We start from the raw sequence: 22,820 nt of genomic DNA, 5'->3' as shown, positions 1-22,820 counted from the left end.
TAGCCTCCGCTTCGCTGAGGGACGGTCACCAGACGGCCTCGGGGAGGCGTACGGTCGCCGCCCATTCGGCCAGAATCTCGTCCAGGCGGTCGAGGTCGGCCTCGACCACGGCCAGTCCCGGCGTGGGGACGCTCGCGCCGAGCTCGACGAGCAGCGGCCTCAGGTGGACCTCGACCGCGAGCGCGTGCCGGGGCGACCCCATCACCAGCAGCGGCAGCGCGGTCACGCCGGCCAGGGACGGCACCCGGTCGAGGAACGCCTTGAGCAGGCCCGTGTAGGTGCCCTTGTAGGTCGGGCTGGCCACGACGAGGAGGTCGGCCGAGGCGACCTTCGCCACCGCGTCGTCCAGCCGCGGGGACGGAGCCCGGCTGAACAGCCGATCGGCGAGCTCCGTCAGGTCCACCGTCTCGGGCGTGGTCCCCGGGGCGATCGCCCGGGCCGTACGGGCGGCGACGGCGTGCGTCCGAGATTCCGGGCGCGGGTTGCCGACCAGCACGACGACCCGGGTCCCGAGCCGGGGCGGGACCCCGTCGGAACCCGCCGCGAGCCCGCTCCGCGACGGACCGTCCCCGTTCGCGACCGTTCGGTCGTCACCCACGCCGTGTCCTTCGCTCATGCCGTCTCTCCCGCGCGTGTTCGAGGCGTCCTAGGGTCGCGTCCCCGCGGCCCGCTCACGCGGCCTCCAGGAGGCCGCGGCGGGCCAGTTCGGGCAGGACGCCTTCGCCGAACCAGTACGCCTCCTCCAGGTGCGGGTAGCCGGAGAGGATGAACTCGTCGATGCCGAGCGCGGCGTACTCCTCGATCCGCTCGGCGACCTGGTCGTGGCTGCCGACCAGCGCGGTGCCGGCGCCGCCCCGTACGAGACCGACGCCCGCCCACAGGTTCGGGTGGATCTCCAGGTCGTGGCTCGACCCGCCGTTCCGGAAGTTCTCGTGGAGGGCGCGCATCCGCTGCTGGCCGACCGACTCGCTGCGCGCGAGCCCCTTCTGCGCCGCGGCGATCTCGGCCGGGTCGAGGTCGTCGAGCAGCCGGTTCGCGGCCGCCCAGGCCTCTTTCGCCGAGTCGCGGGTCACGACGTGCAGCCGGATGCCGAATCGCGGCGTACGGTCCTCCTTTGCGGCCAGCTCCCGGACCCACTCGATCTTGTCCCGTACCAGCGCGGGCGGCTCGCCCCAGGTCAGGTAGACGTCCGCGTGCCGCGCCGCCACGGGGCCTGCCGCGCCGGACGACCCGCCGAAGTACAGCCGGGGCGCGGGGTCCGGCGCCTCGCGCACGGTGGCGCCCTCGACGTCGTAGTAGATGCCGGAGAAGTCGAACGGCGTGCCGCTCCACGCGCCGCGCAGGATCGACAGGAACTCGTCGGTGCGCGCGTACCGCTCGTCGTGCCCGAGGTGGTCGCCGAACCGCGCCTGCTCGGTGGTCTCCCCGCCGGTGACGATGTTGAGCAGCAGCCGTCCGCGGGACAGCCGCTGGTACGTCGCGGCCATCTGCGCGGCGAGCGTCGGCGACAGCACGCCGGGGCGGAACGCCACGAGGAACTTCAGCCGCGTCGTCTCACGGGTGAGTGCGGCCGTCGTCAGCCACGCGTCCTCGCACAGGGTGCCGGTCGGGGTCAGCACGCCCTCGAAGCCGAGCTGCTCGGCGGTACGGGCGATCTGCGCGAGGTACTCGATGTCGGGCTCGCGCTGCACCCCGCGTACGTCGGCGCCGTGGCCGCCGCCGACGAGGGTGCGGCCGTCGCCGCTCGTGGGCAGGAACCAGTGGAACGCGGTCACGATGATCCTCCAGGGACGACGTCGTTGAAGCGGGGGTCGACGAAGTCGGCGAACTTCACCCGGCCGGGCAGCAGCTTCGCGTCGGTGAACGCGTCCGCGAGGGACTGCTCCGCGCCGGTCACGGTCGCGTCGAGCCGTACGGGCCGGGTGACCCGCCGGTCGACGGCGACCTGCGCCACCGGCAGGGGCAGGCCGATCTCCCGCGCCCAGGTCTGCGCCCACTCCGTCCGGTGGGTCGCGGTCCAGACGTACGCGCGGTCGACGCGGGCCAGGTAGTCGCGCAGCGCGGCGACCTTGGCCTTGTCCTTCAGCGCCCGGGCCGAGGCGACGGTGAAGTTGTAGTTGCTGGTGAACCCGGTGCCGCTGACGAGAATGCGGGCACCGGTCTGGGCCTGCGCCTGGGCCTGGTACGGGTCCCAGATCGACCAGGCGTCGACCTTGCCGCCGCTGAACGCCGAGAGGGCGTCGGCGGGCTGGAGGTACTGCGGCTGGACGTCGGTGAAGCTCAGCCCCGCCTTCTTCAGCACGTTGAGCAGCAGCGCGTGCGCCGAGCTGCCCTTGGCCAGCGCGATCCGCTTCCCCTTCAGATCCTGGATCGTGCGGATCGGGGAGTTCTTCGGCACGAGGATCGCCTGGGCCCGCAGGTCCTGGGCGCCCGCGCCGATCGCGGTGATCTTCGAGCCGCCCGCGGCGGCGAAGATCGGGGGAGTGTTGCCCACGCCGCCGACGTCGATCGCGCCCGCGTTCGCGGCCTCGAGCAGTGGGGGACCGGAGGTGAACTGCGACCAGGCGATCTTGTACTTGACGCCGGACAGCTCGTGCGCGGCCTCCAGCATGACCTGCACTCCGGCCTTCTGGTCCCCCACGTGGAGGGTGACCTTGCCCAGGTCGACCGAGCCGTCCTTGCGGATCGCGGCGTCCGTGCCGCTCCCCGAACCCCCGCAGCCGGCCACCGCCACGACGGCGACGCTCAGCACGGCGAGAAGCCTCTTCATGGGTTGTCCTCTTTCACTCCGAGCCGGCCGAGGAGTTCGGTACGCAGCTCGATCAGGTCCCCGGCGGACCGCGGGCGGGCGACGTCGACGCGCGTCTCGTAGGCGATCCGGCCCTCGCCGAGGACGAGCACGCGGTCGGCGAGCCTGAGCGCCTCGTCCACGTCGTGGGTGACGAGGAGCACGCTCAGGCGCTCCTTCTCGGTCCACAGGTCCAGCACGAGCCGGTGCATGGTGATCCGCGTCAGCGCGTCGAGCGCGCTGAACGGCTCGTCGAGGAGCAGCAGGTCGGGTTCGCGGACGAGGGCGCGCGCCAGCGAGGCGCGCTGCGCCTCCCCGCCGGACAGCGTGAGCGGCCACGCCTTCGCCAGGCCGGCCAGCCCGACCTCCTCCAGGGCGGCGTACGCCGCCTCCTCCGGCCGGTCCAGGCCCAGCGCCACGTTGTCGATCACACGTTTCCACGGCAGCAGCCGCGGCTCCTGGAAGGCGACCGCGACGGTCCCGTCGACGGTCAGCGCGCCGGTCGCCTCGGGGTCGAGACCGGCCAGCGCCCGCAGCAGCGTCGACTTGCCCGAACCGCTGCGTCCCAGCAGCGCCACGAACTCGCCCCGCTCGATGTCGATGTCGAGGCCGTCGATGACGATCCGCTCGCCGAAGACACGGGTGAGATCGCGGACGCTCGCGACACGCTCCGCGCCGACCGCCTGGTCGGTCGTTGTCACGCGGGTTGGAAGGCTCGTCGCCATGCGAGGGCCCTCCTCTCGATGAGCCGTACGAGGGCGTCGGTGAGCAGGCCCAGCACGCTGTAGACCACGAGCCCGACGACGATCACGTCGGTGCGCATGAACTCCCGGGCGTCGTTGATCATCCAGCCGAGGCCGGCGTCGGCGTTGACCTGTTCGGCGACGATGAGGGCCAGCCAGGCGACGCCGAGGCTCTGCCGGAGCCCGACCAGCGCCTGGGGGAGCGCGCCGGGCAGGATGACGTGCCGGATCAGCGCGGCCCGGCCGAGCCGCAGCGTCCGGGCGGCCTCGGCGAGCCTGCCGTCGACGCCGCGGATCCCGGCGTAGGTGTTGAGGTAGAGCGGGAAGGCGACCCCGAGGGCGACCAGTGCGATCTTGGGCGTCTCGCCGATGCCGAACCACAGGATGAACAGCGGGATCAGGCCGTAGAACGGCAGGGTCCGCAGCATCTGCATCGGCGGGTCGACGGCGTTCTCGCCGAGGCGGCTGAGCCCGGCGACGAGCGCGAGCGCGACCCCGGCGGCCGCCCCGATGACGAAGCCGATGGCGACGCGCTGGAGGGAGACGGCGATCGCCTCGGGGAGGGTCCCGGCCTCGGTGAGGTCGATCGCCGTACGGGCGATCTTCACCGGCGCGGCGATGAGATGTTCCGGCAGCAGGCCGGACGAGCCGGCGGCCTGCCAGAGCAGGATGAGGGCGAGCGGGCTGATGAGACGCGCGAGTCCGGGAGCCCGCGGGACGCGTGCCCGCGGCCGGGCGGCCCGGCGCGCCTGCCCCAGATCCAGGGCGGGTGAGGACATGTGTGACCTTCGTCGGTGAGCTGTCGATTCGGAGCGCGTGGGCGCTCAGGGCAGGCCGGCGCGGTCGCCGGCGAGAGGGCTCAGTGCGTCGGCGCACACAGCGCGCTGGCCTGCCGCCGGAGGTCGACGTGCAGGCGCACCACGAGAAGCTGACCAGGACTCACGCTGTCATGGTCGGCGAGAATACGGACAAAGTCAACCTGATAAGTAGGAAATTCTCTTGGCCTCGGGTCAGGCCGGGTCCGTCGTGCCCTGCACCCGCCCGCGGAGCCGTACGACCGCGTCGTCGAGGAAGCCCAGGAACGCGGTCAGCGCGGGAGGCGCCGTCACGCCGGCGGCCGTCGCGGCGTACACCGAGCGCACCGGCGAGTCGTCGGGATGCAGCGGCGCCAGCACGATGTCCGGGCGCGCCGCCCCGGCCGCCAGCGACGGGATGAGCGTGACGCCCAGGCCCGCCGCGACGAGGCCCTGCTTGGCGATCCACTCGCCGACGACGTAGGTGATCCGAGGCCGGAACCCGGAGAGGGTCGCGGCGCTGATCAGGGTGTTCTCGGGGCGGGAGCTGCCGGCGATCCAGTCCTCGCCGGCCAGTTCGGCGAGCCGCAGCTCCTCCCGCCCGGCCAGCCGGTGGTCCGGGTGCAGGGCGACGAACATCGAGTCGTCGAGCAGGTGACGCAGGCGCAGACCCTCGAACTCCTCGCCTGCGCCCGCCGCGACGATGGCCAGGTCGAGCTCGCCGGTCTCCAGGCGCGCGACGTGGTCCCGGACGAACCCCTCGGCCAGCGACACCGAGACCTGAGGGTGCGCCGCGCGGAACGCCGCCATCGCCTGTGGCACCAGCGCGGCGTCGGCGGTCGCGAACGCCCCCACTCGGAGCCGCCCGGTGGCCAGATCCCGCAGGGCCCGCAGGTCGCCCCGTGCCGTCCCGAGGCGATCGGTGATGGCCGACGCGTGCGGCAGCAGGCACCGGCCCTCCTCGGTGAGGCGGACCCCGCGGGGCAGACGGTCGAACAGGACCGCGCCGACCTCGCCCTCCAGCGTGGAGATTCGCCGCGAGACCGCCGACTGGGTGTACCCCAGAGCCTCCGCGGCGCCCGTGAACGAGCCACGGCGGGCGACCTCCTGGAAGACGACGAGTAGGGCGGTGTCCATGTCGGCATGCTAGCTCCGCATGGGTCTCATGAGAAACATTCGCTGGTGGAATGACATGGCCTCTCCCTAGCCTCTTCTCCGTGATCGCCTTTCTCGGACTGGGGCGCATGGGAGCGCCCCTCGCCCGGCGACTGCTGTCCGCCGGGCACGACCTGACCGTCTGGAACCGCACGGCGGAGCGCGCCGCGCCCTTCGGCGCGGCCGGAGCCGCGATCGCGGCGACGCCCGAAGAGGCCGTCGGTGCCGCCGACGTCGTCATCACGATGCTGGCGGACGGTCCCGCGCTCGAGGCGGTGGCGGAGCGGATCGCCCCGGCGATGCGCCCCGACGCCTGTCTCATCGAGATGTCCACCGTCGGGCCCGCGGCCGTCCGCGGCCTTACCGCGCGGATGCCCGCGGTCGTTGACGCGCCGGTGATGGGCAGCGTCGACCGCGCCGCCGCCGGCACCCTCACCGTGCTGGCCGGCGGGGACGTCGACCGGGTCGCCGGCATCCTCGCGGCCTTCGGCACCGTCGTTCGCTGCGGCGAACTCGGCGCGGGAGCGGCCCGCAAGATCCTGCTGATCAACGCCGTCATCGGCGCCGTCGCGCTGACCGCCGACCTGGCCGAGCTCGGCGCCGGGCTCGGCGTCCCCGACCCCCTCGACCTGCTCGCCGAGGGACCCCTGGCCGGAGCCGTCGCCCGCATCCGCGCGGACGGCGCCGACTTCCCCCTGGGGCTGGCCGCCAAGGACGTCGGGCTCGCGCTGGACGTCGCGGCGCTCCCCGTGCTCGACGCCGTACGGCAACGACTGCGGGGCGCCTCCGACCAGGAGGCCGACCTCGGAAAGGTGCTTGAAAGAACCCGAAAGGTGCCTGAATGACCGTCTTTGACAATCCCGCCACCGTCCCCGCCCCGCCCGCCGGGCGGTACTCCCACGTGGCACGGATCGAACTCGGCGACAAAGCCATGCTCGTCCTGTCCGGCCAGGTCGCGGTCGACGCCGAGGGGAGGCTCGTCGGCCGGAACGACATGCGCGCTCAGGCGGAGTTCGTGATGGACGCCATCGAGAAGATCCTCGCGGCGCACGGCGCGACGCTCGCGCACGTCGTCCACATCCGGACGTTCCTCACCGACATGGACCGGATCGGGGAGTACGGCGAGGCGCGGCTGCCGCGCTTCACCGGCCCGCCCCCGACGAGCACGACCGTGGAGGTCTCCCGGCTGTTCGTGCCCGGCGCGCTCCTCGAGGTCGAGGTGACCGCGATCGTCTGATCCCCTTCGAGCGCCGAGGCGCGGCACGTCCTGCCGGCGGCCGCGCCTCGGCGGTGCTCATCGAGTGGGCTTTACGATCGCTTTACTGTCTCGGCCTTGACAGAGGAGTTCGGTATGGGCTGGCCAGGCACGGCTTCTGTCAGGGGTCTTTACATATTTGGCAGGTATTGCTGAAAATACGACGAAATTGGGGTCTTTTGGTGTTGTCGTTACCTATGTGAGGATCTGGTCGTCGTTCCCCCGCCGCTCTGAGGAGAGCACATGCGACGACGCACTGCCGGGACCCTGGTGGGCGGGCTGATCCTCGCCCTGGTCCCCTTCCTGTCCACCTCCGCCTCCGCCGCACCGGCCGCCGCCACGAGCGCGGCCGCCCCGACGGCAGCCGTGGCGCAGCATCCGTTCCACCACGCCTGCTCCACACCGCGCGCCGGCCGCGCGAGCTGCAACGCCCTCGTCCGCGGCGACGTCGCCACCAGCGCCGCCGCCATGCGCCGCGCGGCCGCCGCCCCGTCCGGCCTCTCGCCGGCGAACCTGCAGAGCGCCTACAAGCTGCCGTCCACCGGCGGCTCCGGCCAGACCGTCGCCATCGTCGACGCCTACAACGCCCCCACAGCGGAGGCCGACCTCGGCGTCTACCGCAGCCAGTACGGGCTGCCCGCCTGCACGACCGCCAACGGCTGCTTCAAGAAGGTCAACCAGACCGGCGGCACGTCCTTGCCGGCGACGGACGGCGGCTGGGCACAGGAGATCTCCCTCGACCTCGACATGGTCTCCGCCGTCTGCCCCAGCTGCAAGATCGTGCTCGTCGAGGCCACCTCCGCCTCCTTCGCCAACCTCGGCACCGCGGAGAACACCGCCGCCAAGCTCGCGAACGTCATCAGCAACAGCTACGGCGGCTCCGACGCCTCGGACTCGACGTACGGCTCGTACTACAACCACCCCGGTAAGGCGATCACCGTCAGCTCGGGTGACAGCGGCTACGGCGTCGAGTACCCGGCCTCCTCGCACTACGTCACGGCCGTCGGCGGCACCTCGCTGAAGACCGCGAGCAACAGCCGCGGCTGGACCGAGACCGCCTGGAACGGCGCGGGCAGCGGCTGCTCGTCCTACAACACCGCCCTGTCCGGCCAGTCCAGCGTGGGCACCGGCTGCTCCCGCCGCGCCGTCGCCGACGTCTCCGCCGTCGCCGACCCCAACACCGGCGTCGCCGTCTACGACAGCACCGCCTACCAGGGCCAGAGCGGCTGGATGGTCTTCGGCGGCACCAGCGTCGCCGCACCGGTCATCGCCGGCGTGTTCGGCCTGGCCGGCAACGCCGCGAGCATCGACAACAACTACCCCTACACCCACTCCACGTCGCTGTTCGACGTGACCTCCGGCAGCAACGGCAGCTGCTCCCCCTCGCAGCTGTGCAAGGCCCGCACCGGCTGGGACGGCCCGACCGGCCTGGGCACCCCGAACGGAACCGGCGCCTTCTGACGATCGGCTGAACGGCGGGCCCGGCCAACGCGACCGGGCCCGCCGTTTCGCGTGCCATGCGAGGCTTTGTGGCAGATAGCGGCACCGGTACCCCCTACCGGTCAGTACGATGATCTTCGAGCCGACCAGAGCCGATCGGCGAGCATGAGGGGGTGGCGGCCGTGACGAACCCAACGGACCCGGTGGCGAGCTGGACCAAACGGGAACAAGAGCAGGCCCCACCGGGCATCGACGTCAAGACGGCCAGCCCGGCCCGCATCTACGACGTCTTCCTCGGCGGCAAGGACAACTACGCCGCCGACCGGGCCGCGGCCCAGATCGCCATCGACGCCGGGCCCGACATCCCCCGCGCCGCCCGGGACAACCGCGCCTTCCTCGGCAGAGCCGTCCGCTTCGCCATCGAGAGCCGCATCCGGCAGTTCGTCGACCTCGGCACCGGCCTGCCCACCCAGGGCAACGTCCACGAGGTCGCCCAGTCGCTCGCCCCGGACGCCCACGTCGTCTACGTCGACAACGACCCGATCGTCCTCGTCCACGCCCGCGCGCTGCTGCCGCCGTCCAACACCACCGCCGTCATCCAGGCCGACCTCCGCGACCCGGCCGCCGTCCTCGACCACCCCAAGACCCGGTCGCTCATCGACTTCGACGAGCCGGTCGCCGTACTCATGCTGGCGGTCCTCCACTTCGCCACCGACGACGAGGCACGCGCCACGATCGCGGCATTCCGGGAGGCGATGGCCCCCGGCAGCATCCTGATCGCCTCCCACAGCACGAGCGAGGGGCACGGGGAGGCGGGCGCGAAGGCCGTAGGCGCCTGGAAGAACGCCACCGTCCCCCTCCACGACCGCAACCGCGAGCAGGTCGAGGCCCTGTTCGACGGCTTCGACCTCCTCGAGCCCGGCGTCGTCTGGGTGCCCGAATGGCGGCCCGACTCTGGCGCGATCAGCGACACCCGCTGGATGTACGCCGGCGTCGCCCGCCGACCCTGAGCCCTCGTCAGGTCGGCTGGCACTTACGGCACCAGACGGTCGTACGGCCCGCGACGCGGCGCCGGGACAACGTGGTGCCGCAGCGCGGGCACGCGCCCTCTCGCTCGTCGCGGGCCCCGGTCAACCAGGTCTCGCGCGGCGGAACCCGCCCCACCTTCACCGACTCCCGCAACGTCCATCGCATCGCCTTGTACAGAGCCGCCACGTCCGCGTCGTCCAGATCCGGCACCGCCCGCACCGGGCTGATCCGAGCGCGCCAGCAGATCTCGTCGGCGAGCAGGTTCCCGAGACCGGCGAGAAGGGACTGATCGGTCAGCGCCGACTTGAGCCGCCCGCGACGGCCGGCCAGCAGCCCACCGAAGTCCTTACGGGACACCTCAAGGGCGTCCGGCCCCAGGTCGCCCAGCACCCGCGCGGCCTGCTCCTCATCGTCCGCGAGGCGTACGCCCTGCAGCTTGCGCATGTCCCGGAAGCGCAGCTCACCGTCGGTGAGGTTCCACACCACGCGGTCGTACCGGTCCGGCGGCTCGTCCGGCGAATGCCACGACAGCGAACCGGTCATGCCGAAGCGCAGGATCAGCACCGGACCGCCGGCCGGGGCGACCAGCCACTTCCCCCGCCGCCACGGCTCCCCGAACCGGTGGCCGCGCAACGCGTCGTTCAGCGCCCGCGCGCTCGTCCCGCGGAGCACCCCCGCGTCCCGTACGCGCACGGCCGTGATCGGCTCCCCGGCGTGCCCGGCCAGCACCCGGCGGAACCCCTCGACATCGGGAAGCTCCGGCACACGACGGTCCTACCCACTGCGCGAGGTCATTCGGCGGGCCCGGACCGCGGCGGCGAGTCGGCACGTGGGAATCCCGCTCGCGCGGCGGAAGGTCGTCGCCGAAAGCACCGCGCCTGGTTCGCGTGCGCACCGGCCTGGCCCTACGCACCGGCCTGGCCCTACGCACCGGCCTGGCCCTACGCACCGGCCCGGGCCCTACGCGTCGGCTCAGCCGTGCGTCCGGCCGTGCCTCGCCGTCGTGGGAAGTTCACCGAACCCGAGTGCGAGGGCGGGGCACATCTCGGCGGCCTGCAGCGCGTCACGCAGGAGCCGTTTCGGCACGGCGGCGTCCGTGAGCACGGGATAGCCGAAGACATCCAGGTGGATGAGTTCCGGGACCAGGTGCCCGCACAGGCCGTGGCCGGCGCAGCGCGACCAGTCCACGGTCAGCCGCATTCCCGAGTCGGAGGCCTCCGCCCCTGGCACGGGCAGGATCCGCTGGACGGGCCGGCCACAACGGCCACCGGTGAGGTGAGCGGTGACATCGTCGGCGAACACCTCCAGCGCGGACAGCAGAAACCTCGTCGCCCCGTCCGGATGACTACAGGCCCCTCTTCCACGGACGACGCCGGAACCCTGTCTGATCGCGGACAGCGCCTCGCCGGCGGACCGTCCCGCCGCCAGAGCGGACACCGACCGCGCGATGGCGGGCAGCCCCAGGCGGCACGGCCCGCACTGGCCGGCCGACTCGGCACCGAGATACTCCGCGACCCGGGCGACCTCCCCGAGCGGGCACGTCCCCGCGTCCAGCGGCACGATGATCCCCGCGCCCAGAGCGGCGCCGGCCCCGGTCATGGACTCCCGGGACACCAGCACCGTCGCCGCGGCGGCGGGCGACAGCCAGGCACCGTGATAGCCGCCGACCATCACTCCCTGGCCGGCGGTCACGCCACAGCGACGGAACACCTCGGACAGCAGAACCCCGGCCGGGGTCTCCACCACCGTGCGTCGCCCGTCATGGCCGGTCACGGTGAGCAGGACCGTCCCCGGTTCGGTCGGCGTCCCGACGGCCAGGTAACCGTCGACGCCGAGTTCGGCCAGTACGGCCAGTTGAGCGAAGGTCTCCGCGTTGGACAGCAGGGTCGGCGACCCGTCGACGCCGCTCTCGGCGGCCCGGACCTTCTGGCCGGGTGGGATCGGGGTCTCCCCGTTCACCCCGCGGACCAGGGCCCCGCCTTCGCCGGTGATGAACCGTTCCGGCAGGTGGACGACCCGCGCGTGCCTGGACAGCCCCGCCTCCTGGACCGCCGTACGGAGCGAGCGTTCGGCGACCCCGCCGTCGGTGACACCCAGAACGATCTCCCGTGCGCCCAGCGCGCCCGCGGCGATCAGGGCCCCGTCCAGGACGAGGTGGGGTTTACGGGCGAGGAGCATCTTGTCCTTGGCGCTGGCCGGCTCGCCCTCGGTGGCGTTCACCAGTACGACGGTCCGGGAACCACGGCGACCCGCCGCGTCGGCCACGGCCCGGAGCTTCCGGGCGAAGGGAAAGGCCGCGCCGCCGCGACCGCGGAGGTCGACACCCTCCGCCAGCGCCAGCACCTCGTTCATCGAAAGCCGGGACGGCGCCCGGTGGAGCGCTCGATGCGAGACGAGGTCCAACCGCCGCGCACCGGTCACACCCCTGAACAGCCGAGCGGGACCGATGCTGAGGATCTGCGGTGCGCCGTTCATCGGCGGCTCTCCGTCCACTGGGCGGCCTCCGCTTTGAGCTCGGACCAGAACCGCTCGTCCGGGACGTCCGGCATGTCGGCGTCGGTCGGCTCCTCGGCAGGGCGGCTCACCCCGGGCCCGCCCTGACGCCGCGCCGTCCGGCGCTGCCGTACCGCGGACACCAGCCGGGCGAACGCCACCAGGACGACCAACGCGAAGCAGATCGCGTAGCTGAGCGTCACCCAGTCCTTGGCGGCACGGCCGGCCTTCAGTCCGTGAACGATGGCGATCGGCCAGCACAGATACGCAGTGACATGGAGGGCCCGCCAGATCCAGCCACGGGTGGCGCCGATGAACCTGCCGCGGGCCACACCGGTCGCGAAAATGATGATCATCATATTGCTCGCGATCGTGCCCAGACCGATCCAGAGGACGCGCCCGTGATCACCGAGGAACGGCACCACCACCGCGAGGACGGACGCGTGCCGTTCCAGCACCTTGAGGAGCACGTGCGCCGTCAGGAAGCTCATCGCCATGACCGCCGCGGCCCGGTGCGCGGACTGGGCGAGGATCCGCAGCCCGATCGGCACGAACCGCCCGGAGGCCACCAGGCCGGCCACGATCGCGGCGGTCAACGTCACCAGCGAGAAGACCCCGGAGAAGAACTCCAGGAAGGCGCGCAGCCAGAGCACGACGGAGGCACCGCGTTCGGTTCGCCCGGCAGTGAGAACGGCGGCCAGGAGCATGCAGAGAAACAGTGCCCGCAGGACCTTCCGTCGCGCCGGAACCTCGCGTCTGAGCGCCCGCGCGATATGCCGATACTGCGTCATCCGGATCTCCAATGGGGGCTTGGGGACGGGCGTGCGCCGAGCATCGGCCGGCCATGCGCCGGACTCAGCCTGGCGGGGTCGACGGCAACGGGACCGGCGATGCGGTCGCGGCCCCCGTCCCGAAATTGAGCAGGGGATTGCCCGCGTCTATGCGCAGGCCCGCACGGTCGGCCCAGACCTGGCTCGAGGTGGCGTGCACGGCCCAGCCGCCGAGGCGCGCACCGTCCACGGGCAGCGTGCGCCCCGCGTTCAGCAGCGCGAACCGCACGACCGCCGGACCACCGGCCGGCGCACCACCGCACGGCTGATCGGTGCCGGTCATTCCCAGGTAGGTTCCCCGCCGTACGAGGGTTCCGTCCGGGACCGTGGCGGTGTGGGTCACCTGGTAGTAGACGGACGCGAGCCCCGTGGAGTGGACCAACAGGAGCAGGGCTCGGTCCGGTGCCTTCGAGCAGAGCCGGTAGAGCCGGCCCGGAGCAGGAGCGAGAACCCGACCGTCACCGCCGCTGAACCGCAGCCCGCCGTTGCCGGCGACCGGCTGCAACGTCCAGGACTGGCCGGTTCGCCAGGGAAGTGACAAGTCGGCCGTGGCATCGTGCCCGGACGCCTTGGCGTCCCCGAACCGCTCCAGGAACGGCCTCTCGTCCGTGCGCACCACCGTCGCCGGTGCCTCCCGTACCAACCGCGTGAAGTCCGGCGTGCCGGCGAGGCATACCTCCCAGCGGCCTCGCGCGCGCACCGCGATGAACAGCGATGTCTCGGGCAGAGCCGTCACACCCGCCGGTGGTGTGATGACCGAGCCGCCGAACGCCCAGCCTCGCGTCCCGTCGACGCGGGTCAGCGACACCTCCGGCGGCGAGAGCCGCTGAACACCGAAGGCCTTGCGGACCATCGTGCCGCGTTGCCGCAACACGACCGCGCGTACGCCGCGCTCCAGCGCCGTCACGGACCCCCGGCGAGCGGATCGGACGGCCGGCTGGGCAGTCCTCTTCAACGCGGCGGGACCGCGCACCGGATGCCGGGTCGCCGGACCCATGGCGGCCTGCTGAACGATGACGCAGATCGACAGACCGACGAGTACCGCCGTGAAGCCGCCGATCCGCGCGACACGGTTCGCGACCGGCAACACTGAGCCGACGCCGGGGCGGGACTGCGGCATCAGGTCACCCTTCCGATCGCGCACGATGAGCGGCCCCGAGTCAGCGGAGAGCCGGGGGCCGCACTCCGCTTCCTCGGGGCCGTGGGGCCTGGCGGGGATCCACCACCTTCTTCTCGGAAGGGGGCACCTGACAGGTCGCCGCCGGTGGGGAACCCGACGGTCGGCCGGGTGCCACCGGCCATGCGCCAGCGTGCCGACAAAGCCGATAAGACGGCGCTGTGGCGACGCTAAGACCTGGCTAAGAGCCCGACTGCAGGACGCGGAAATCGACGATCACCTGCGCGCCGCCCGCCGGCGAGACGCCCAGACGCAGGGATCCGCCCGCGGCTTCGGCGGTACGGCGGACGATGTCCAGGCCGAGGCCGCTCGACGCCGCGCTGCTCGCACCACGGCGCAGCAGGTGCCGCCCGGGAAATCCCGGACCGTCGTCGCCGACCGTGAGGTACGCGACCGGACCGCGATGATCGAGCGCCACCCCGAAGGCGGTCCCCTCGGCCGTATGGGCGAAGACGTTCGTCAGCAGCGCATCCAGGCACGCGGACAGCTCCACGCCACCGACCGTCACGACGACCGGATGGTCGGGAACCCGCAGACTCACCGCACGATCCTGCTCATCGGCGAGGGCGGACCAGAACGCCACCCTCTCCGACACGACGGCGGTGGCGTCGCACAACGCCCGATCCTGCCGGGCCGGCCGCCGAGTGTCGTTGATGAGCCGCGTCACGGTGCGCTCCAGCACATCGACCTGCTTGCCGATCCGGTCGGCCTCCGCCGGATCCCGCAGCGACTCGGCCTCCAGCCGCAACACCGTCAGCGGCGTGCGCAGCCGATGGGACAGATCGGCCGCCGACTCCCGCTCACGCGCGAGCAGCTCCGCTATCCGCGTCGCCAGATGATTCAGGCCGACGCCGACATCGCGGATCTCCGGCGGACCACCAGGCTGCACCCGCGCCTCCAGGTCGCCGCGCGACAGCCGCTGCGACAGCGCCGCGAGCGCGGCGATCCGCCGCACCAGGGAATGTGCGAGACGATCCGCCAGGAGCACGCTCACCGTCAGCAGCCCGGCACCCAGCAACGCCAGGATCGTCCAGGCCCGCCGCACACCCGCCCGCAGCTGAGCCTTGGACACGAACGTCCGGATGACGGCCGTTCCGCCCGGCCCGCCCAGCACGGCGACCAGGATCTCCCGCCCCCCTGCGGCGTCGACCGTCACACTGCGGCCACGTGCCGCCAACCGGACCGCCGGGTCCCGCGGAACGGACGGGTCCGTGCCCGTGCCGTCCGGCCAGAAGACCGCCAGCGGATAGCCGCTGGACGCCGCCTGCTGAAGCGTGATCTCCACCGTCCTCCGGTCACCGGTCGCGACCATCGGAGCGAGGGACTGCGCGCGCACCGTGGCCGAACCCACGGCACGGGTCGCCGCCACGTCCCGGACCAGCAACGCCAAAGGCGCCAGGAACGCCACCAGCACCAGGGACGTCGTGGCGGCGACGAGGAGGGTGATGTAGCGCCTCATCGCGACGGGTCGACGATCTTTATGCCGGAGCCGCGCACCGAACGCAGGTAGCGAGGGTTCGTGGCGGTCTCGCCGAGCTTCCGGCGCAACCAGGCCACGTGAACGTCGATCGTCTTGTCCGCACCGCCGAACGGCACCTGCCACACCTCGGTCAGCAACTCCCGCTTCGACACCACCTGCCCGGCGCGAGCGGCCAGGTAATGCAGCAGATCGAACTCCTTCGGCGACAGCTCCAGGACACGTCCGTCCAGCGTCGCCTCACGAGCGCGCGGATTCATCCGCAGGCCCCCGACCAGCACGGACGCGTCCGCGGACGTCCCTTCCTCGCCGCGCCGCAGCACCGCCCGGATCCGTGCGTCCAGCTGACCCGCGCCGAACGGCTTGACGACATAGTCGTCGGCGCCCGCGTCCAGGACGCGAACCATCTCCCGCTCGTCATCGCGGGCCGTCGCGACGATGACGGGAACGGAGCTGACCGCCCGGAGCATGCGCAGGACCTCGCAGCCGTCGAGATCGGGCAGCCCGAGGTCGAGCACCACCAGATCCGGGCGGTCCCCGATCGCCTGCCGGAGTCCGTCGACGGCGTTCGGCGCCGAGGTCACGGCGTGACCGTGCTCCGACAGCGCCCGCACCAGCGCGCTGCGTACCGAGGCGTCGTCTTCGATGAGCAACAGTTGGGCCACGGCGCAACGCTAGACCGTCCACCTGCGAAAAGCCCAGTTCATGGCTTTTTGGAACGTTCGTCTTATGTATGGCTTAGTGCGACGTTAGTCGCTCCTTAGCCGTCGGCATGGCACCCTTGGTCCAGTGTTCTACCGCGCCGCGTTCGTACTCCTGGCCTGGACGGCGACCGCGAGCGGGGCGGTCATCGCCGGCCTCGGCGCCATCTCCGTCCTCGGCGAGGGAATCACCGACCGGACCGTCGATCCGATGACCTCCGCGCAGGTGCGGGAGGCGCTCACCCGGCCCGAGCCCACGACACCGCGTCCGTCCCCGAGCCCCGGCCGCGCCACCCGCAGGCCGCAGAGCTCTCTGCGGACCACCGTCCCACCCGCGGGGACCGTCCGCAGCCTCAGCTCGAGCGGCGGTGACGTCCTCGCCCGGTGCGTACGCGACTCCGCCTACCTGCTGTCCTGGTCACCCACCCAGGGCTACGGCGCCGGTGACGTCCGGCGCGGCCCGGCCGACACGGTCTTCGTCGAGTTCGAGTCCGGCAGGCGCAAGATGACCATGGTCGTCACCTGCCGCGACGGACGCCCGGTCGCCGTCGTCCGGTCCGAACGCCACCCCCGCCGCGACGACGGAAACCAGGACCACTGACACGACCACCGGTCGCGGGAAGCGGTCCGGAGGACGCCGCCGCGTAGACCCTCGGACCCGTCGAGTAGACCATCGTCGCTACCTGGCGCGATCACCGGCGCGCGACCATGGACGACCATGAAGGATCCCAAGTCCTACGACTTCCTGTCGTTCGTGGTGCTCTGGCTCGGCATCCACCAGGGCGTCTATCCGTTCGCCGCCCGGATCTTCGACTGGAAGCCGAGACTCGCCCTGCCACTGCGGCTGCCCGGCCCGTACTGGTGGATCGTCTCCGCCATCGTCATCGGCGCCGCGATCGTCCTGCTCGACCAGATCGACAAGGCCAAGAAACGCCGTCATCCGGCCTCATGACGGTGCCCCTCCTGAAGGGTTACCGGCGTCCTGAGGCATCACATCGGGGCTACGGGGGGCTGATGACGGTGAACATGCGGGCGAGCTTCCACGGCCGGCGGCCCCACGCGGCGAGCTTCCCTTCAAGAAGCGGTTTCCATTGCCCTTGCCGGCCGATGAACATCAGCATGAGAGCCGCGGGATCGGCGGAGACGCGGGCGTCAACGTCACCTGCGCCCGCCGCGTCCAGCGTCAGCGAACCGCCGTCGAAGACGAGCAACGTGCGTCCACCTCCACGCAGGCGCACTTCGAACCGGGCTCGATACGAGCCGGCCTTCTCCTCGTTCAAGAAAGCGGCGGGCGGCAGGGCCGCGATGAGCGGAAGCGCGCCTTCCTCGACCGCGAGCAGAGCGTGGTGACGCTGTATCGGCCACGGGCGACCAGTAACTCTGGCGATGTCATAACCGTGGACCAGGCATTCCTCCAGCAGGTGACACGCCACCGCCGAAGGCGGCAGGCGGACACCTTGCAGCCAGTCGACGGTGGCCGCTCGCGAACGCGACGCGACGTCGTCGAACTCGTCTGCGAGCGCGCCGATGCGATCCGCGAGTACGGCCGGGTCCCGCTCGCCGTCCTCGGCCAGCATCTTCGCGTTGACCTCGGCCATTCCCGCCGTCGTCACCGTGGCGTGCGGAACGGGCCTTCCGGCGACGGCGTCGGTGTCCAAGCGAAATACATGAGCCAGATGAGCCGCGACATCGCCCACCGTCCACGTACCGACCGCAGCCGAGTCGGCATCGGGGACGCTCCGCACAAGTGCGACGAGCCTGGGGACGACGTCCCGCAACGCCGCACGAGCCTGGGCCATCGTGTCGGGCGCACCACCGTGCGTCACAGTCGGGACCATGTCAGCACCCTCCTGGGCATCAGAGCCTGAGTCTCGCCTTCCCGCGCCGGCCATGGCCGCTCGCCTTTCGCCGACTGTGCTAGATATAGTCAGGTAAGCTGGAAATTATCAAGTTGGTGGGTGGAATGAGTCGAAGCTACGGCCAGTACTGCGGTCTCGCCCGGGCACTCGACGTCGTGGGCGACCGGTGGAATCTGCTCATCGTCCGCCAGCTCCTCATCGCTCCCGCCCGCTACCGCGAGCTGCTCGACGGGCTCCCCGGTGTGGCCACCAACCTGCTCGCCGACCGCCTCCGCGACCTCGAGACCGCCGGAGTGGTCGAGCGGCGACTGGCCGAAGAGGGCAACGCCATCGTGTACGCCCTCACCCCGTGGGGCGCCGAGCTGCGGGAGCCGGTCGACGGCCTCATCCGCTGGTCCACGCCACTGATGGCACGCGGACCGGGCGGTGACCACTTCCGCGCCGATTGGCTCGTTCTGGCTCTTTCGGCCCTACTCGCCGGCAGGACGGCCGCACGCCCGTCATCGACGGTGGGGATCGCGGTCGACGGCCGCCTGCTCCAGGTGAGGACGACGAGCTCGGGCGTGGATGTGAGCCCGCATGATGGTCGCGACCTCGATGCCGTCGTGCGCGCTGACGCCTCGATCGTTCTCGGGCTGGCAGCGGGTGCGCTCACCTTCGACGACACCCTTGAGTTCGTCGCCATCGAAGGCGATGAAGCCGCCGTACGAGCCCTCTTCAACCCCCGACGCGCCAATGACGGAGACTCCGTGCGCCGATGACAAGAATACAAAAACCCTCCGAACCGGTGAGCTCGGAGGGTCTCCGATGTCCTGAGACATCGCAATGTGGGGCCGGTGGGATTCGAACCCACACTGGTACGGACCTAAACCGTAGGCCTCTGCCATTGGGCTACGGCCCCGCATACTTCTTGCCGTTCATTCTACCGGCAAACGTGGGCGTCTGTGAGTGGCAGTTGGGACAGAGGAAGCGAAGATTCTCCTTTCGATTGTCGAAGTAGTCCCCGTTGATGTGGTCGACTTGCAGGGTCAGTGGCTTGCCGTTCCACGTCTCGTCCTGGCCGCACTTACCGCAACGATAGGTCACGCCGGTCTCGATTAATGTCCGCCGCAGGATTTCCCCTCGCTGCCGCCCTGCGCTCCTCGGACGGATAACGAAGACCAGATCGGGAGTCAGACGATGGGCCGCCGGCTTTCCTCTGCGCTGCGCCTGACCGCCGAAATGGGAAGTATCGATGTTGAACTGCTTGAGTCGGCGGCTGATGTGCGCGTGTGCTCCTCCGGAGAGTGGGATTTCGAGATAGCGCAGGACGCCGACGATGCTCGCCGAGGCGGCGGCGGCCTCCGCGAGCAACTCCGGAGTGTACTTCTGGCGGTACTTTCTGTTGACCATGGCGTGAAGGTGACGCCAGGGTCGGACAGTCCTGGGGGCTTAGACGCCGAGTTCCTTGAGGATGCGCTCGACGTGGCCGGTGGCCTTCACGTTGTAGAAGGCCTTCTCGATCTTGCCGTCGGCGTCGACGACGAAGGTCGAGCGGATGACGCCGACCATGGTCTTGCCGTACAGCTTCTTCTCGCCGTACGCGCCGTACTCCTGCAGGACCTTGGTGTCGGGGTCGGCGAGCAGTGGGAAGGTCAGCTCGTCGCGGTCGCGAAACTTCGCGAGCTTGGCCGGCTCGTCCGGGGAGATGCCGAGCACGGTGACGCCGGCCTCCTCCAGGGTGGGCAGGGCGTCGCGGAAGCCGACGGCCTCCTTGGTGCAGCCGGGCGTCATGGCCGCCGGGTAGAAGTAGACGATCACGCGCCGTCCGCGGTAAGAGGACAGCGAGACGGGGTTGCCGTCGGCGTCGGGAAGCGTGAACTCGGGGGCGACGTCCCCAGGCCCCAGTCGCTGCTCCGTCACAAGATCATCCTTCCGGTCGAGCTGAGTCCAACCGTACCCGTGTCGCAGCATACGGCGCGTGATCGGGGTACAAGTCGGCCAGGGAGCGATGTTCGGCTGCGGCACCTGACAGACTTGTCCTGGGCCTCGCCGCCGAACTCCGATGATGATCGCAGGAAGGACACCTCATGGCCGATAGAGCCCGCGACCCAGCGGCGATTGAGCGGGACATCGAGCAGACGCGCGAGGAGTTGGCGCGCAGCATCGACGAGCTCGCCGACCGGCTGAGCCCCAAGCACGCCGCGCAGCGTGGCATGTCGAGGGCCAAGGAGGAGGCCGGTCGGGTCGCCGAGGACATCGGCGCGCTCGTCCGGAAGGAGGGGCCGGATCGGCCCCGGAGCCCGCTGACCGGTCCGGTGCTGATCGGAGCCGGTGTCGTGGCGACGGCCGTCGCGATCCGGCTGCTCCTGCGCCGGCGCAGCCGCTGATCGTACGGGCGAAGCGCCCAGGTCTTCTCACGCGAGAGACCTGGGCGCTTCGTCGTTCCGTCGGACTCGGGGTCAGCGCAGGGGCACGGCGGTGCTCGCGGTGCCGCCGGCCTGGGCGTCGAAGGCGACGGTGAGTGTGCCGGCGGTGCCGGGGACGGTGACGGTGCGGGTTCCGGCTCCGGTGACGTTCACCTTCGTGGAGCCGAGGATCTTTCCGTTCCAGATGTAGGCGTACGCGGTGCCGGGGCCGGTGGCGCGGAGCCGGAAGGTGACCGTACCGCCGGACACGGTGGGCCGCCCGGTGACGCGGGCGGTGTCGGTCCGGGGTGCGGCCGGTCCGGCGGCGAGGGGGACGCCGGTGCGGGCGGCCTGCAGGATCGACTGGGGGGAGTTGACGGACAGCGCCGCGGTCTTGGAGATCACCGGGGGCGGCGCGGTGGTGGGCCGGCCGGGCGGCGGGGTGTAGCCGGGGAGGGTGGCCAGGCCCCAGCGGTAGGGGTCGCCCTGGACGCCGCCCCAGGTGGACCAGCCGATGCGGGTCTGGCCGGTCTTGTCGGTGGTGTCGGAGTCGTAGATGAAGATGTCGAGGCCGAGGTGGGCCGGGTCGACGGCGGCGGGCAGGTCGGCGAGGGGGATCTTCGTCTCGACGGTGTAGCCGGTGTACGGCTTGTCGACGACCGAGGCGACCTTCATGCCGGGGGCGGTCTGCGCGCCGGGTCCCTGGTGGTTGTCGGCGTCGCGTTCGAAGCAGGGCGATCCGGCGGTGGTCGTGGGCAGGATGCCGGTCTTGAAGGTGGTGGAGGTGTTCTCGGCGTCGCCGCGCGGGTCGAGGGCGATCTCGACGGAGTCGGTCCGCCAGTGGCGTTTGCAGTCGGCGGGGTCGAGGACGCTGCCCTGTTTGTCGTCGGTGACGTGGACGAGGACGTAGAGGGCGTCGTCGTACCAGGTGACCTTGCCGGTGGCGGAGCAGTCGGCGGCCGACTCGCAGGCGGTGCCCTCCCAGAGCCGGGACAGGTTCAGGGTGGGGCCGGGGTATTCGGCGGCGGAGTCCTTGCCGTCGACCGTGGGCTCCTTGGTCGCGCGGGGGATGGTGGTGGCCGGGACGAGCTCGAGTGCGGCGTTCGCGACGTCCGGGGCGCCGGAGGACGTCGTGGTGATCGTGTAGTTGTAGTCGCCGCCGGTGCCGCCCTGGTTGGCGGTCGGCAGTGAGGCGTCGGTGTTGCGCACGGTGAAGGTCGCCGATCCGGTTTTACCGGCGGCGAGGGTGTACGCCTTGGAGGCGGCGTCGGCGGCGAAGCCCTTCGGCAGGTTGAGCGCGACGGTGCCCTTCTGGGCCTCCTTGGTGGTGTTGGCGAGGTCGACGCGGACCTGGCGGGAGCCGCCGGAGGCGAGGGTGAGGACGCGCTTGACCCGGTCGGAGAGCTGCGGGACGGCGGTGGCGGCGGCCCAGGCGTCGAAGTCGGAGACGCGGGGGAGGGGCTGCTGGCGGCCGGTGACGGCGGGTTCGACCTCGACGGCGCGGCCGGTGGTGCCGGTGCCGTGGGCAGTGGTGAGTGTCGCGCCGAGCCGTACGCGTCCGGCCTTTCCGGCGGGGGTGACGGTGAACGCCGCGGTGCCGTGCTGGAGCGTGCCGGTGCCGGTGGCGGTCCAGCCGGCGGGCAGGGCCAGGGCGACGCGTCCGGGGACGGAGGCGTGCGCGGTGACGGTGAACGGCTCGCCGGGGGCGACGCCGAAGCGGCTCGTCGTCAGGGCGAACTCGGTGCCCAGGGGCAGGCCGCCCTTGGCGGCGTAGGTCGCGCCTTCGAGCGCGGCGAGGGGGTCGTGGTTCCCGCGCGTGAACGGCACGCGGCTGTCGACCAGGGTGAAGTAGTCACAGCCGATCTTGTTCGGGTCGCTGGGCGGGTCGGGGTTGTGCGCCCAGCCCTGGCTGGCGTACAGGCGTGCGGCCTCGGTCTCGATCTGCGCCCAGGTCTTGCCGCTCGCGGAGGCGCGGCCGTCCCAGACGCCGTAGACATCGGCGCTGGGGTCGGTGGGCGTGAAGGTCGTCTCGCAGGAGGGGCCGGTGCCGGCCGTGACGAGGTGCTCCTGGTGGAGGAGCCGGGCGGCGCGCCAGGTCTTGAGGTGCTCCTTGGTGAGCTGTTCGGGGAAGGCCTTCGGGTCGGCGGCGAGGTAGTACGCCTCGACGGCGAGGCGGCCGGCCTCCTGGTGGTTGCCGTGCTGGCCGGGGATGGGGGAGGGCGTCATGGTCGTGATGACCTTGGGGCGCGTCTCGCGGACGAGCCGGACGACCTTGGCGAGCGTCGAGTCGTGGTCCCAGATGTCGCGGGTGAGCTGGTCGCTGACCGTGTAGTAGAAGTCGACCTTGTCGAGGTAGTGGATGTCGGAGATGCCTGCCTTGGCGACGGCGGCGCGTTCCTCGCCCTCGCGGAGCAGGCCGAGCGCGGGGCCCTCCTCGGTGCCGACCGCGTTGCCGCCGCCTTCGCCTCGGGTGATGGTCAGCACGCCGGTCCTGACGTGGGCCTTCTCATGCCATTGCCCGTACGTGGACAGGTTGAAGGACTCGTCGTCGGGGTGGGCGCCGACGAAGAGGACGTCGAGCCGGCCCGGCCGGGGGTGGTCCGGCGAGGCGGCGTGGGCGGGTGGCGCGAGGCCCATCAGGCCCGCAGCGAGTGTCAGGGAGAGGGCGAGCGTTTTACGCATGGGCGTCAAC

General features: G+C 71.5%; 25 protein-coding genes and 1 tRNA gene. 8 read left to right on the top strand and 18 right to left on the bottom strand.

The features are described 5' to 3' along the window. Nucleotides 1-25: 25 nt before the first annotated feature. From ACQP2O_RS44090 to ACQP2O_RS44060, 7 genes are all read right to left on the bottom strand, one after another. Nucleotides 26-496 carry an NADPH-dependent FMN reductase gene (locus tag ACQP2O_RS44090; protein WP_433191357.1) on the bottom strand — a complete coding sequence of 157 codons (471 nt, stop codon included), beginning with the start codon at nt 494-496 and terminating at the stop codon, nt 26-28. Nucleotides 497-671: 175 nt separating this feature from the next. Continuing rightward, a complete protein-coding gene (locus ACQP2O_RS44085; protein WP_433191355.1) occupies nt 672-1,778 on the bottom strand; it encodes an LLM class flavin-dependent oxidoreductase in 1,107 nt (368 codons plus the stop codon). Next, on the bottom strand, nt 1,772-2,770 hold the full coding sequence (locus ACQP2O_RS44080; protein ID WP_433175230.1) for an ABC transporter substrate-binding protein: 999 nt from the start codon (nt 2,768-2,770) through the stop codon (nt 1,772-1,774). Before ACQP2O_RS44080 ends, ACQP2O_RS44085 begins: the two co-directional genes overlap by 7 nt. Further along, on the bottom strand, nt 2,767-3,513 hold the full coding sequence (locus tag ACQP2O_RS44075; RefSeq protein WP_433175228.1) for an ABC transporter ATP-binding protein: 747 nt from the start codon (nt 3,511-3,513) through the stop codon (nt 2,767-2,769). Before ACQP2O_RS44075 ends, ACQP2O_RS44080 begins: the two co-directional genes overlap by 4 nt. Further along, nucleotides 3,486-4,310: an ABC transporter permease gene (locus ACQP2O_RS44070; RefSeq protein WP_433175226.1), complete on the bottom strand. Its 825-nt coding sequence runs from the start codon at nt 4,308-4,310 to the stop codon at nt 3,486-3,488. Before ACQP2O_RS44070 ends, ACQP2O_RS44075 begins: the two co-directional genes overlap by 28 nt. Before the next feature lie 80 nt (nt 4,311-4,390). Further along, the gene (locus ACQP2O_RS44065) at nt 4,391-4,474 is read right to left on the bottom strand and encodes a putative leader peptide (protein WP_433191353.1); all 84 of its coding nucleotides are present in this window, start codon (nt 4,472-4,474) and stop codon (nt 4,391-4,393) included. 67 nt (nt 4,475-4,541) lie between these two features. Continuing rightward, entirely contained in the window at nt 4,542-5,462 is a 921-nt protein-coding gene (locus ACQP2O_RS44060; protein ID WP_433175224.1) for a LysR family transcriptional regulator, read from the bottom strand. 80 nt (nt 5,463-5,542) lie between these two features. On the opposite strand from ACQP2O_RS44060, the gene ACQP2O_RS44055 reads away from it, so the two are divergent. From ACQP2O_RS44055 to ACQP2O_RS44040, 4 genes are all read left to right on the top strand, one after another. Next, nucleotides 5,543-6,325 carry an NAD(P)-dependent oxidoreductase gene (locus ACQP2O_RS44055; protein ID WP_433175222.1) on the top strand — a complete coding sequence of 261 codons (783 nt, stop codon included), beginning with the start codon at nt 5,543-5,545 and terminating at the stop codon, nt 6,323-6,325. Beyond that, nucleotides 6,322-6,717 carry a RidA family protein gene (locus ACQP2O_RS44050; protein WP_433175220.1) on the top strand — a complete coding sequence of 132 codons (396 nt, stop codon included), beginning with the start codon at nt 6,322-6,324 and terminating at the stop codon, nt 6,715-6,717. Before ACQP2O_RS44055 ends, ACQP2O_RS44050 begins: the two co-directional genes overlap by 4 nt. 261 nt (nt 6,718-6,978) lie before the next feature. Then, entirely contained in the window at nt 6,979-8,196 is a 1,218-nt protein-coding gene (locus ACQP2O_RS44045; protein WP_433175218.1) for a S53 family peptidase, read from the top strand. A gap of 161 nt (nt 8,197-8,357) precedes the next feature. Then, nucleotides 8,358-9,185 carry an SAM-dependent methyltransferase gene (locus ACQP2O_RS44040; protein ID WP_433175216.1) on the top strand — a complete coding sequence of 276 codons (828 nt, stop codon included), beginning with the start codon at nt 8,358-8,360 and terminating at the stop codon, nt 9,183-9,185. A gap of 7 nt (nt 9,186-9,192) precedes the next feature. Here the strand turns inward: ACQP2O_RS44040 and ACQP2O_RS44035 are convergent, their stop codons facing one another. The 6 genes from ACQP2O_RS44035 to ACQP2O_RS44010 all read right to left on the bottom strand — a co-directional run bounded on the left by ACQP2O_RS44035 (nt 9,193) and on the right by ACQP2O_RS44010 (nt 15,846). Continuing rightward, nucleotides 9,193-9,969, bottom strand: a complete 777-nt coding sequence (locus ACQP2O_RS44035; RefSeq protein WP_433175214.1) for an Fpg/Nei family DNA glycosylase — start codon at nt 9,967-9,969, stop codon at nt 9,193-9,195. A gap of 207 nt (nt 9,970-10,176) precedes the next feature. Next, complete coding sequence (locus ACQP2O_RS44030; RefSeq protein ID WP_433175213.1) at nt 10,177-11,679, bottom strand: NADH-ubiquinone oxidoreductase-F iron-sulfur binding region domain-containing protein; 1,503 nt, start codon at nt 11,677-11,679, stop codon at nt 10,177-10,179. Then, nucleotides 11,676-12,488, bottom strand: coding sequence for a hypothetical protein (locus tag ACQP2O_RS44025; RefSeq protein WP_433175211.1), 813 nt, complete (start codon nt 12,486-12,488; stop codon nt 11,676-11,678). Before ACQP2O_RS44025 ends, ACQP2O_RS44030 begins: the two co-directional genes overlap by 4 nt. Nucleotides 12,489-12,552: 64 nt before the next feature. Continuing rightward, the gene (locus ACQP2O_RS44020) at nt 12,553-13,647 is read right to left on the bottom strand and encodes a hypothetical protein (RefSeq protein ID WP_433175209.1); all 1,095 of its coding nucleotides are present in this window, start codon (nt 13,645-13,647) and stop codon (nt 12,553-12,555) included. 238 nt (nt 13,648-13,885) lie between these two features. Continuing rightward, entirely contained in the window at nt 13,886-15,163 is a 1,278-nt protein-coding gene (locus tag ACQP2O_RS44015) for a sensor histidine kinase (protein WP_433175207.1), read from the bottom strand. Continuing rightward, complete coding sequence (locus ACQP2O_RS44010) at nt 15,160-15,846, bottom strand: response regulator transcription factor (RefSeq protein WP_433175205.1); 687 nt, start codon at nt 15,844-15,846, stop codon at nt 15,160-15,162. Before ACQP2O_RS44010 ends, ACQP2O_RS44015 begins: the two co-directional genes overlap by 4 nt. 124 nt (nt 15,847-15,970) lie before the next feature. On the opposite strand from ACQP2O_RS44010, the gene ACQP2O_RS44005 reads away from it, so the two are divergent. Both ACQP2O_RS44005 and ACQP2O_RS44000 read left to right on the top strand, forming a co-directional pair. Continuing rightward, a complete protein-coding gene (locus ACQP2O_RS44005; RefSeq protein ID WP_433175203.1) occupies nt 15,971-16,483 on the top strand; it encodes a hypothetical protein in 513 nt (170 codons plus the stop codon). Between the two features lie 117 nt (nt 16,484-16,600). Beyond that, a complete protein-coding gene (locus tag ACQP2O_RS44000; RefSeq protein ID WP_433175201.1) occupies nt 16,601-16,834 on the top strand; it encodes a hypothetical protein in 234 nt (77 codons plus the stop codon). Nucleotides 16,835-16,883: 49 nt separating this feature from the next. Here the strand turns inward: ACQP2O_RS44000 and ACQP2O_RS43995 are convergent, their stop codons facing one another. After that, nucleotides 16,884-17,681, bottom strand: a complete 798-nt coding sequence (locus ACQP2O_RS43995; protein WP_433191351.1) for a maleylpyruvate isomerase N-terminal domain-containing protein — start codon at nt 17,679-17,681, stop codon at nt 16,884-16,886. A 164-nt stretch (nt 17,682-17,845) separates the two neighbouring features. Here ACQP2O_RS43995 and ACQP2O_RS43990 point away from each other — a divergent pair, with 164 nt between their 5' ends. Then, on the top strand, nt 17,846-18,502 hold the full coding sequence (locus ACQP2O_RS43990) for a winged helix-turn-helix transcriptional regulator (protein WP_433175199.1): 657 nt from the start codon (nt 17,846-17,848) through the stop codon (nt 18,500-18,502). A 67-nt stretch (nt 18,503-18,569) separates the two neighbouring features. Here ACQP2O_RS43990 and ACQP2O_RS43985 read toward each other — a convergent pair. The 3 genes from ACQP2O_RS43985 to bcp form a co-directional block, all read right to left on the bottom strand. Continuing rightward, nucleotides 18,570-18,642: transfer RNA gene (locus ACQP2O_RS43985), tRNA-Leu, on the bottom strand. Continuing rightward, complete coding sequence (locus tag ACQP2O_RS43980; RefSeq protein WP_433175197.1) at nt 18,633-19,133, bottom strand: HNH endonuclease signature motif containing protein; 501 nt, start codon at nt 19,131-19,133, stop codon at nt 18,633-18,635. Before ACQP2O_RS43980 ends, ACQP2O_RS43985 begins: the two co-directional genes overlap by 10 nt. 39 nt (nt 19,134-19,172) lie before the next feature. Next, entirely contained in the window at nt 19,173-19,643 is a 471-nt protein-coding gene (gene bcp / locus ACQP2O_RS43975) for a thioredoxin-dependent thiol peroxidase (protein WP_433175195.1), read from the bottom strand. 167 nt (nt 19,644-19,810) lie between these two features. On the opposite strand from bcp, the gene ACQP2O_RS43970 reads away from it, so the two are divergent. Next, nucleotides 19,811-20,110: a DUF3618 domain-containing protein gene (locus ACQP2O_RS43970; protein WP_433175193.1), complete on the top strand. Its 300-nt coding sequence runs from the start codon at nt 19,811-19,813 to the stop codon at nt 20,108-20,110. Between the two features lie 72 nt (nt 20,111-20,182). Here ACQP2O_RS43970 and ACQP2O_RS43965 read toward each other — a convergent pair whose 3' ends face one another. Beyond that, the gene (locus tag ACQP2O_RS43965) at nt 20,183-22,810 is read right to left on the bottom strand and encodes a sugar-binding protein (RefSeq protein WP_433175191.1); all 2,628 of its coding nucleotides are present in this window, start codon (nt 22,808-22,810) and stop codon (nt 20,183-20,185) included. Between the last annotated feature and the right edge of the window lie 10 nt (nt 22,811-22,820).

The organism is Actinoallomurus sp. CA-150999, from assembly GCF_050942425.1.
Taxonomy (GTDB): domain Bacteria; phylum Actinomycetota; class Actinomycetes; order Streptosporangiales; family Streptosporangiaceae; genus Actinoallomurus.
Note: the sequence above shows the minus strand (reverse complement) of the source record. Positions and strands in the feature narration are given on the sequence as shown.

Excerpts from the sequence above, each read along its gene's own strand:
- ACQP2O_RS43990 (WP_433175199.1), top strand. The coding sequence starts at position 17,846 with ATGAGTCGAAGCTACGGCCAGTACTGCGGTCTCGCCCGGGCACTCGAC.
- ACQP2O_RS43965 (WP_433175191.1), bottom strand. The coding sequence starts at position 22,810 with ATGCGTAAAACGCTCGCCCTCTCCCTGACACTCGCTGCGGGCCTGATG.
- ACQP2O_RS43970 (WP_433175193.1), top strand. The coding sequence starts at position 19,811 with ATGGCCGATAGAGCCCGCGACCCAGCGGCGATTGAGCGGGACATCGAG.
- ACQP2O_RS44045 (WP_433175218.1), top strand. The coding sequence starts at position 6,979 with ATGCGACGACGCACTGCCGGGACCCTGGTGGGCGGGCTGATCCTCGCC.
- ACQP2O_RS44030 (WP_433175213.1), bottom strand. The coding sequence starts at position 11,679 with ATGAACGGCGCACCGCAGATCCTCAGCATCGGTCCCGCTCGGCTGTTC.
- ACQP2O_RS44075 (WP_433175228.1), bottom strand. The coding sequence starts at position 3,513 with ATGGCGACGAGCCTTCCAACCCGCGTGACAACGACCGACCAGGCGGTC.
- ACQP2O_RS44020 (WP_433175209.1), bottom strand. The coding sequence starts at position 13,647 with ATGCCGCAGTCCCGCCCCGGCGTCGGCTCAGTGTTGCCGGTCGCGAAC.
- ACQP2O_RS44070 (WP_433175226.1), bottom strand. The coding sequence starts at position 4,310 with ATGTCCTCACCCGCCCTGGATCTGGGGCAGGCGCGCCGGGCCGCCCGG.
- ACQP2O_RS44025 (WP_433175211.1), bottom strand. The coding sequence starts at position 12,488 with ATGACGCAGTATCGGCATATCGCGCGGGCGCTCAGACGCGAGGTTCCG.
- ACQP2O_RS43980 (WP_433175197.1), bottom strand. The coding sequence starts at position 19,133 with ATGGTCAACAGAAAGTACCGCCAGAAGTACACTCCGGAGTTGCTCGCG.
- ACQP2O_RS44015 (WP_433175207.1), bottom strand. The coding sequence starts at position 15,163 with ATGAGGCGCTACATCACCCTCCTCGTCGCCGCCACGACGTCCCTGGTG.
- ACQP2O_RS44060 (WP_433175224.1), bottom strand. The coding sequence starts at position 5,462 with ATGGACACCGCCCTACTCGTCGTCTTCCAGGAGGTCGCCCGCCGTGGC.
- ACQP2O_RS44050 (WP_433175220.1), top strand. The coding sequence starts at position 6,322 with ATGACCGTCTTTGACAATCCCGCCACCGTCCCCGCCCCGCCCGCCGGG.
- ACQP2O_RS43995 (WP_433191351.1), bottom strand. The coding sequence starts at position 17,681 with ATGGCCCAGGCTCGTGCGGCGTTGCGGGACGTCGTCCCCAGGCTCGTC.
- ACQP2O_RS44000 (WP_433175201.1), top strand. The coding sequence starts at position 16,601 with ATGAAGGATCCCAAGTCCTACGACTTCCTGTCGTTCGTGGTGCTCTGG.
- ACQP2O_RS44080 (WP_433175230.1), bottom strand. The coding sequence starts at position 2,770 with ATGAAGAGGCTTCTCGCCGTGCTGAGCGTCGCCGTCGTGGCGGTGGCC.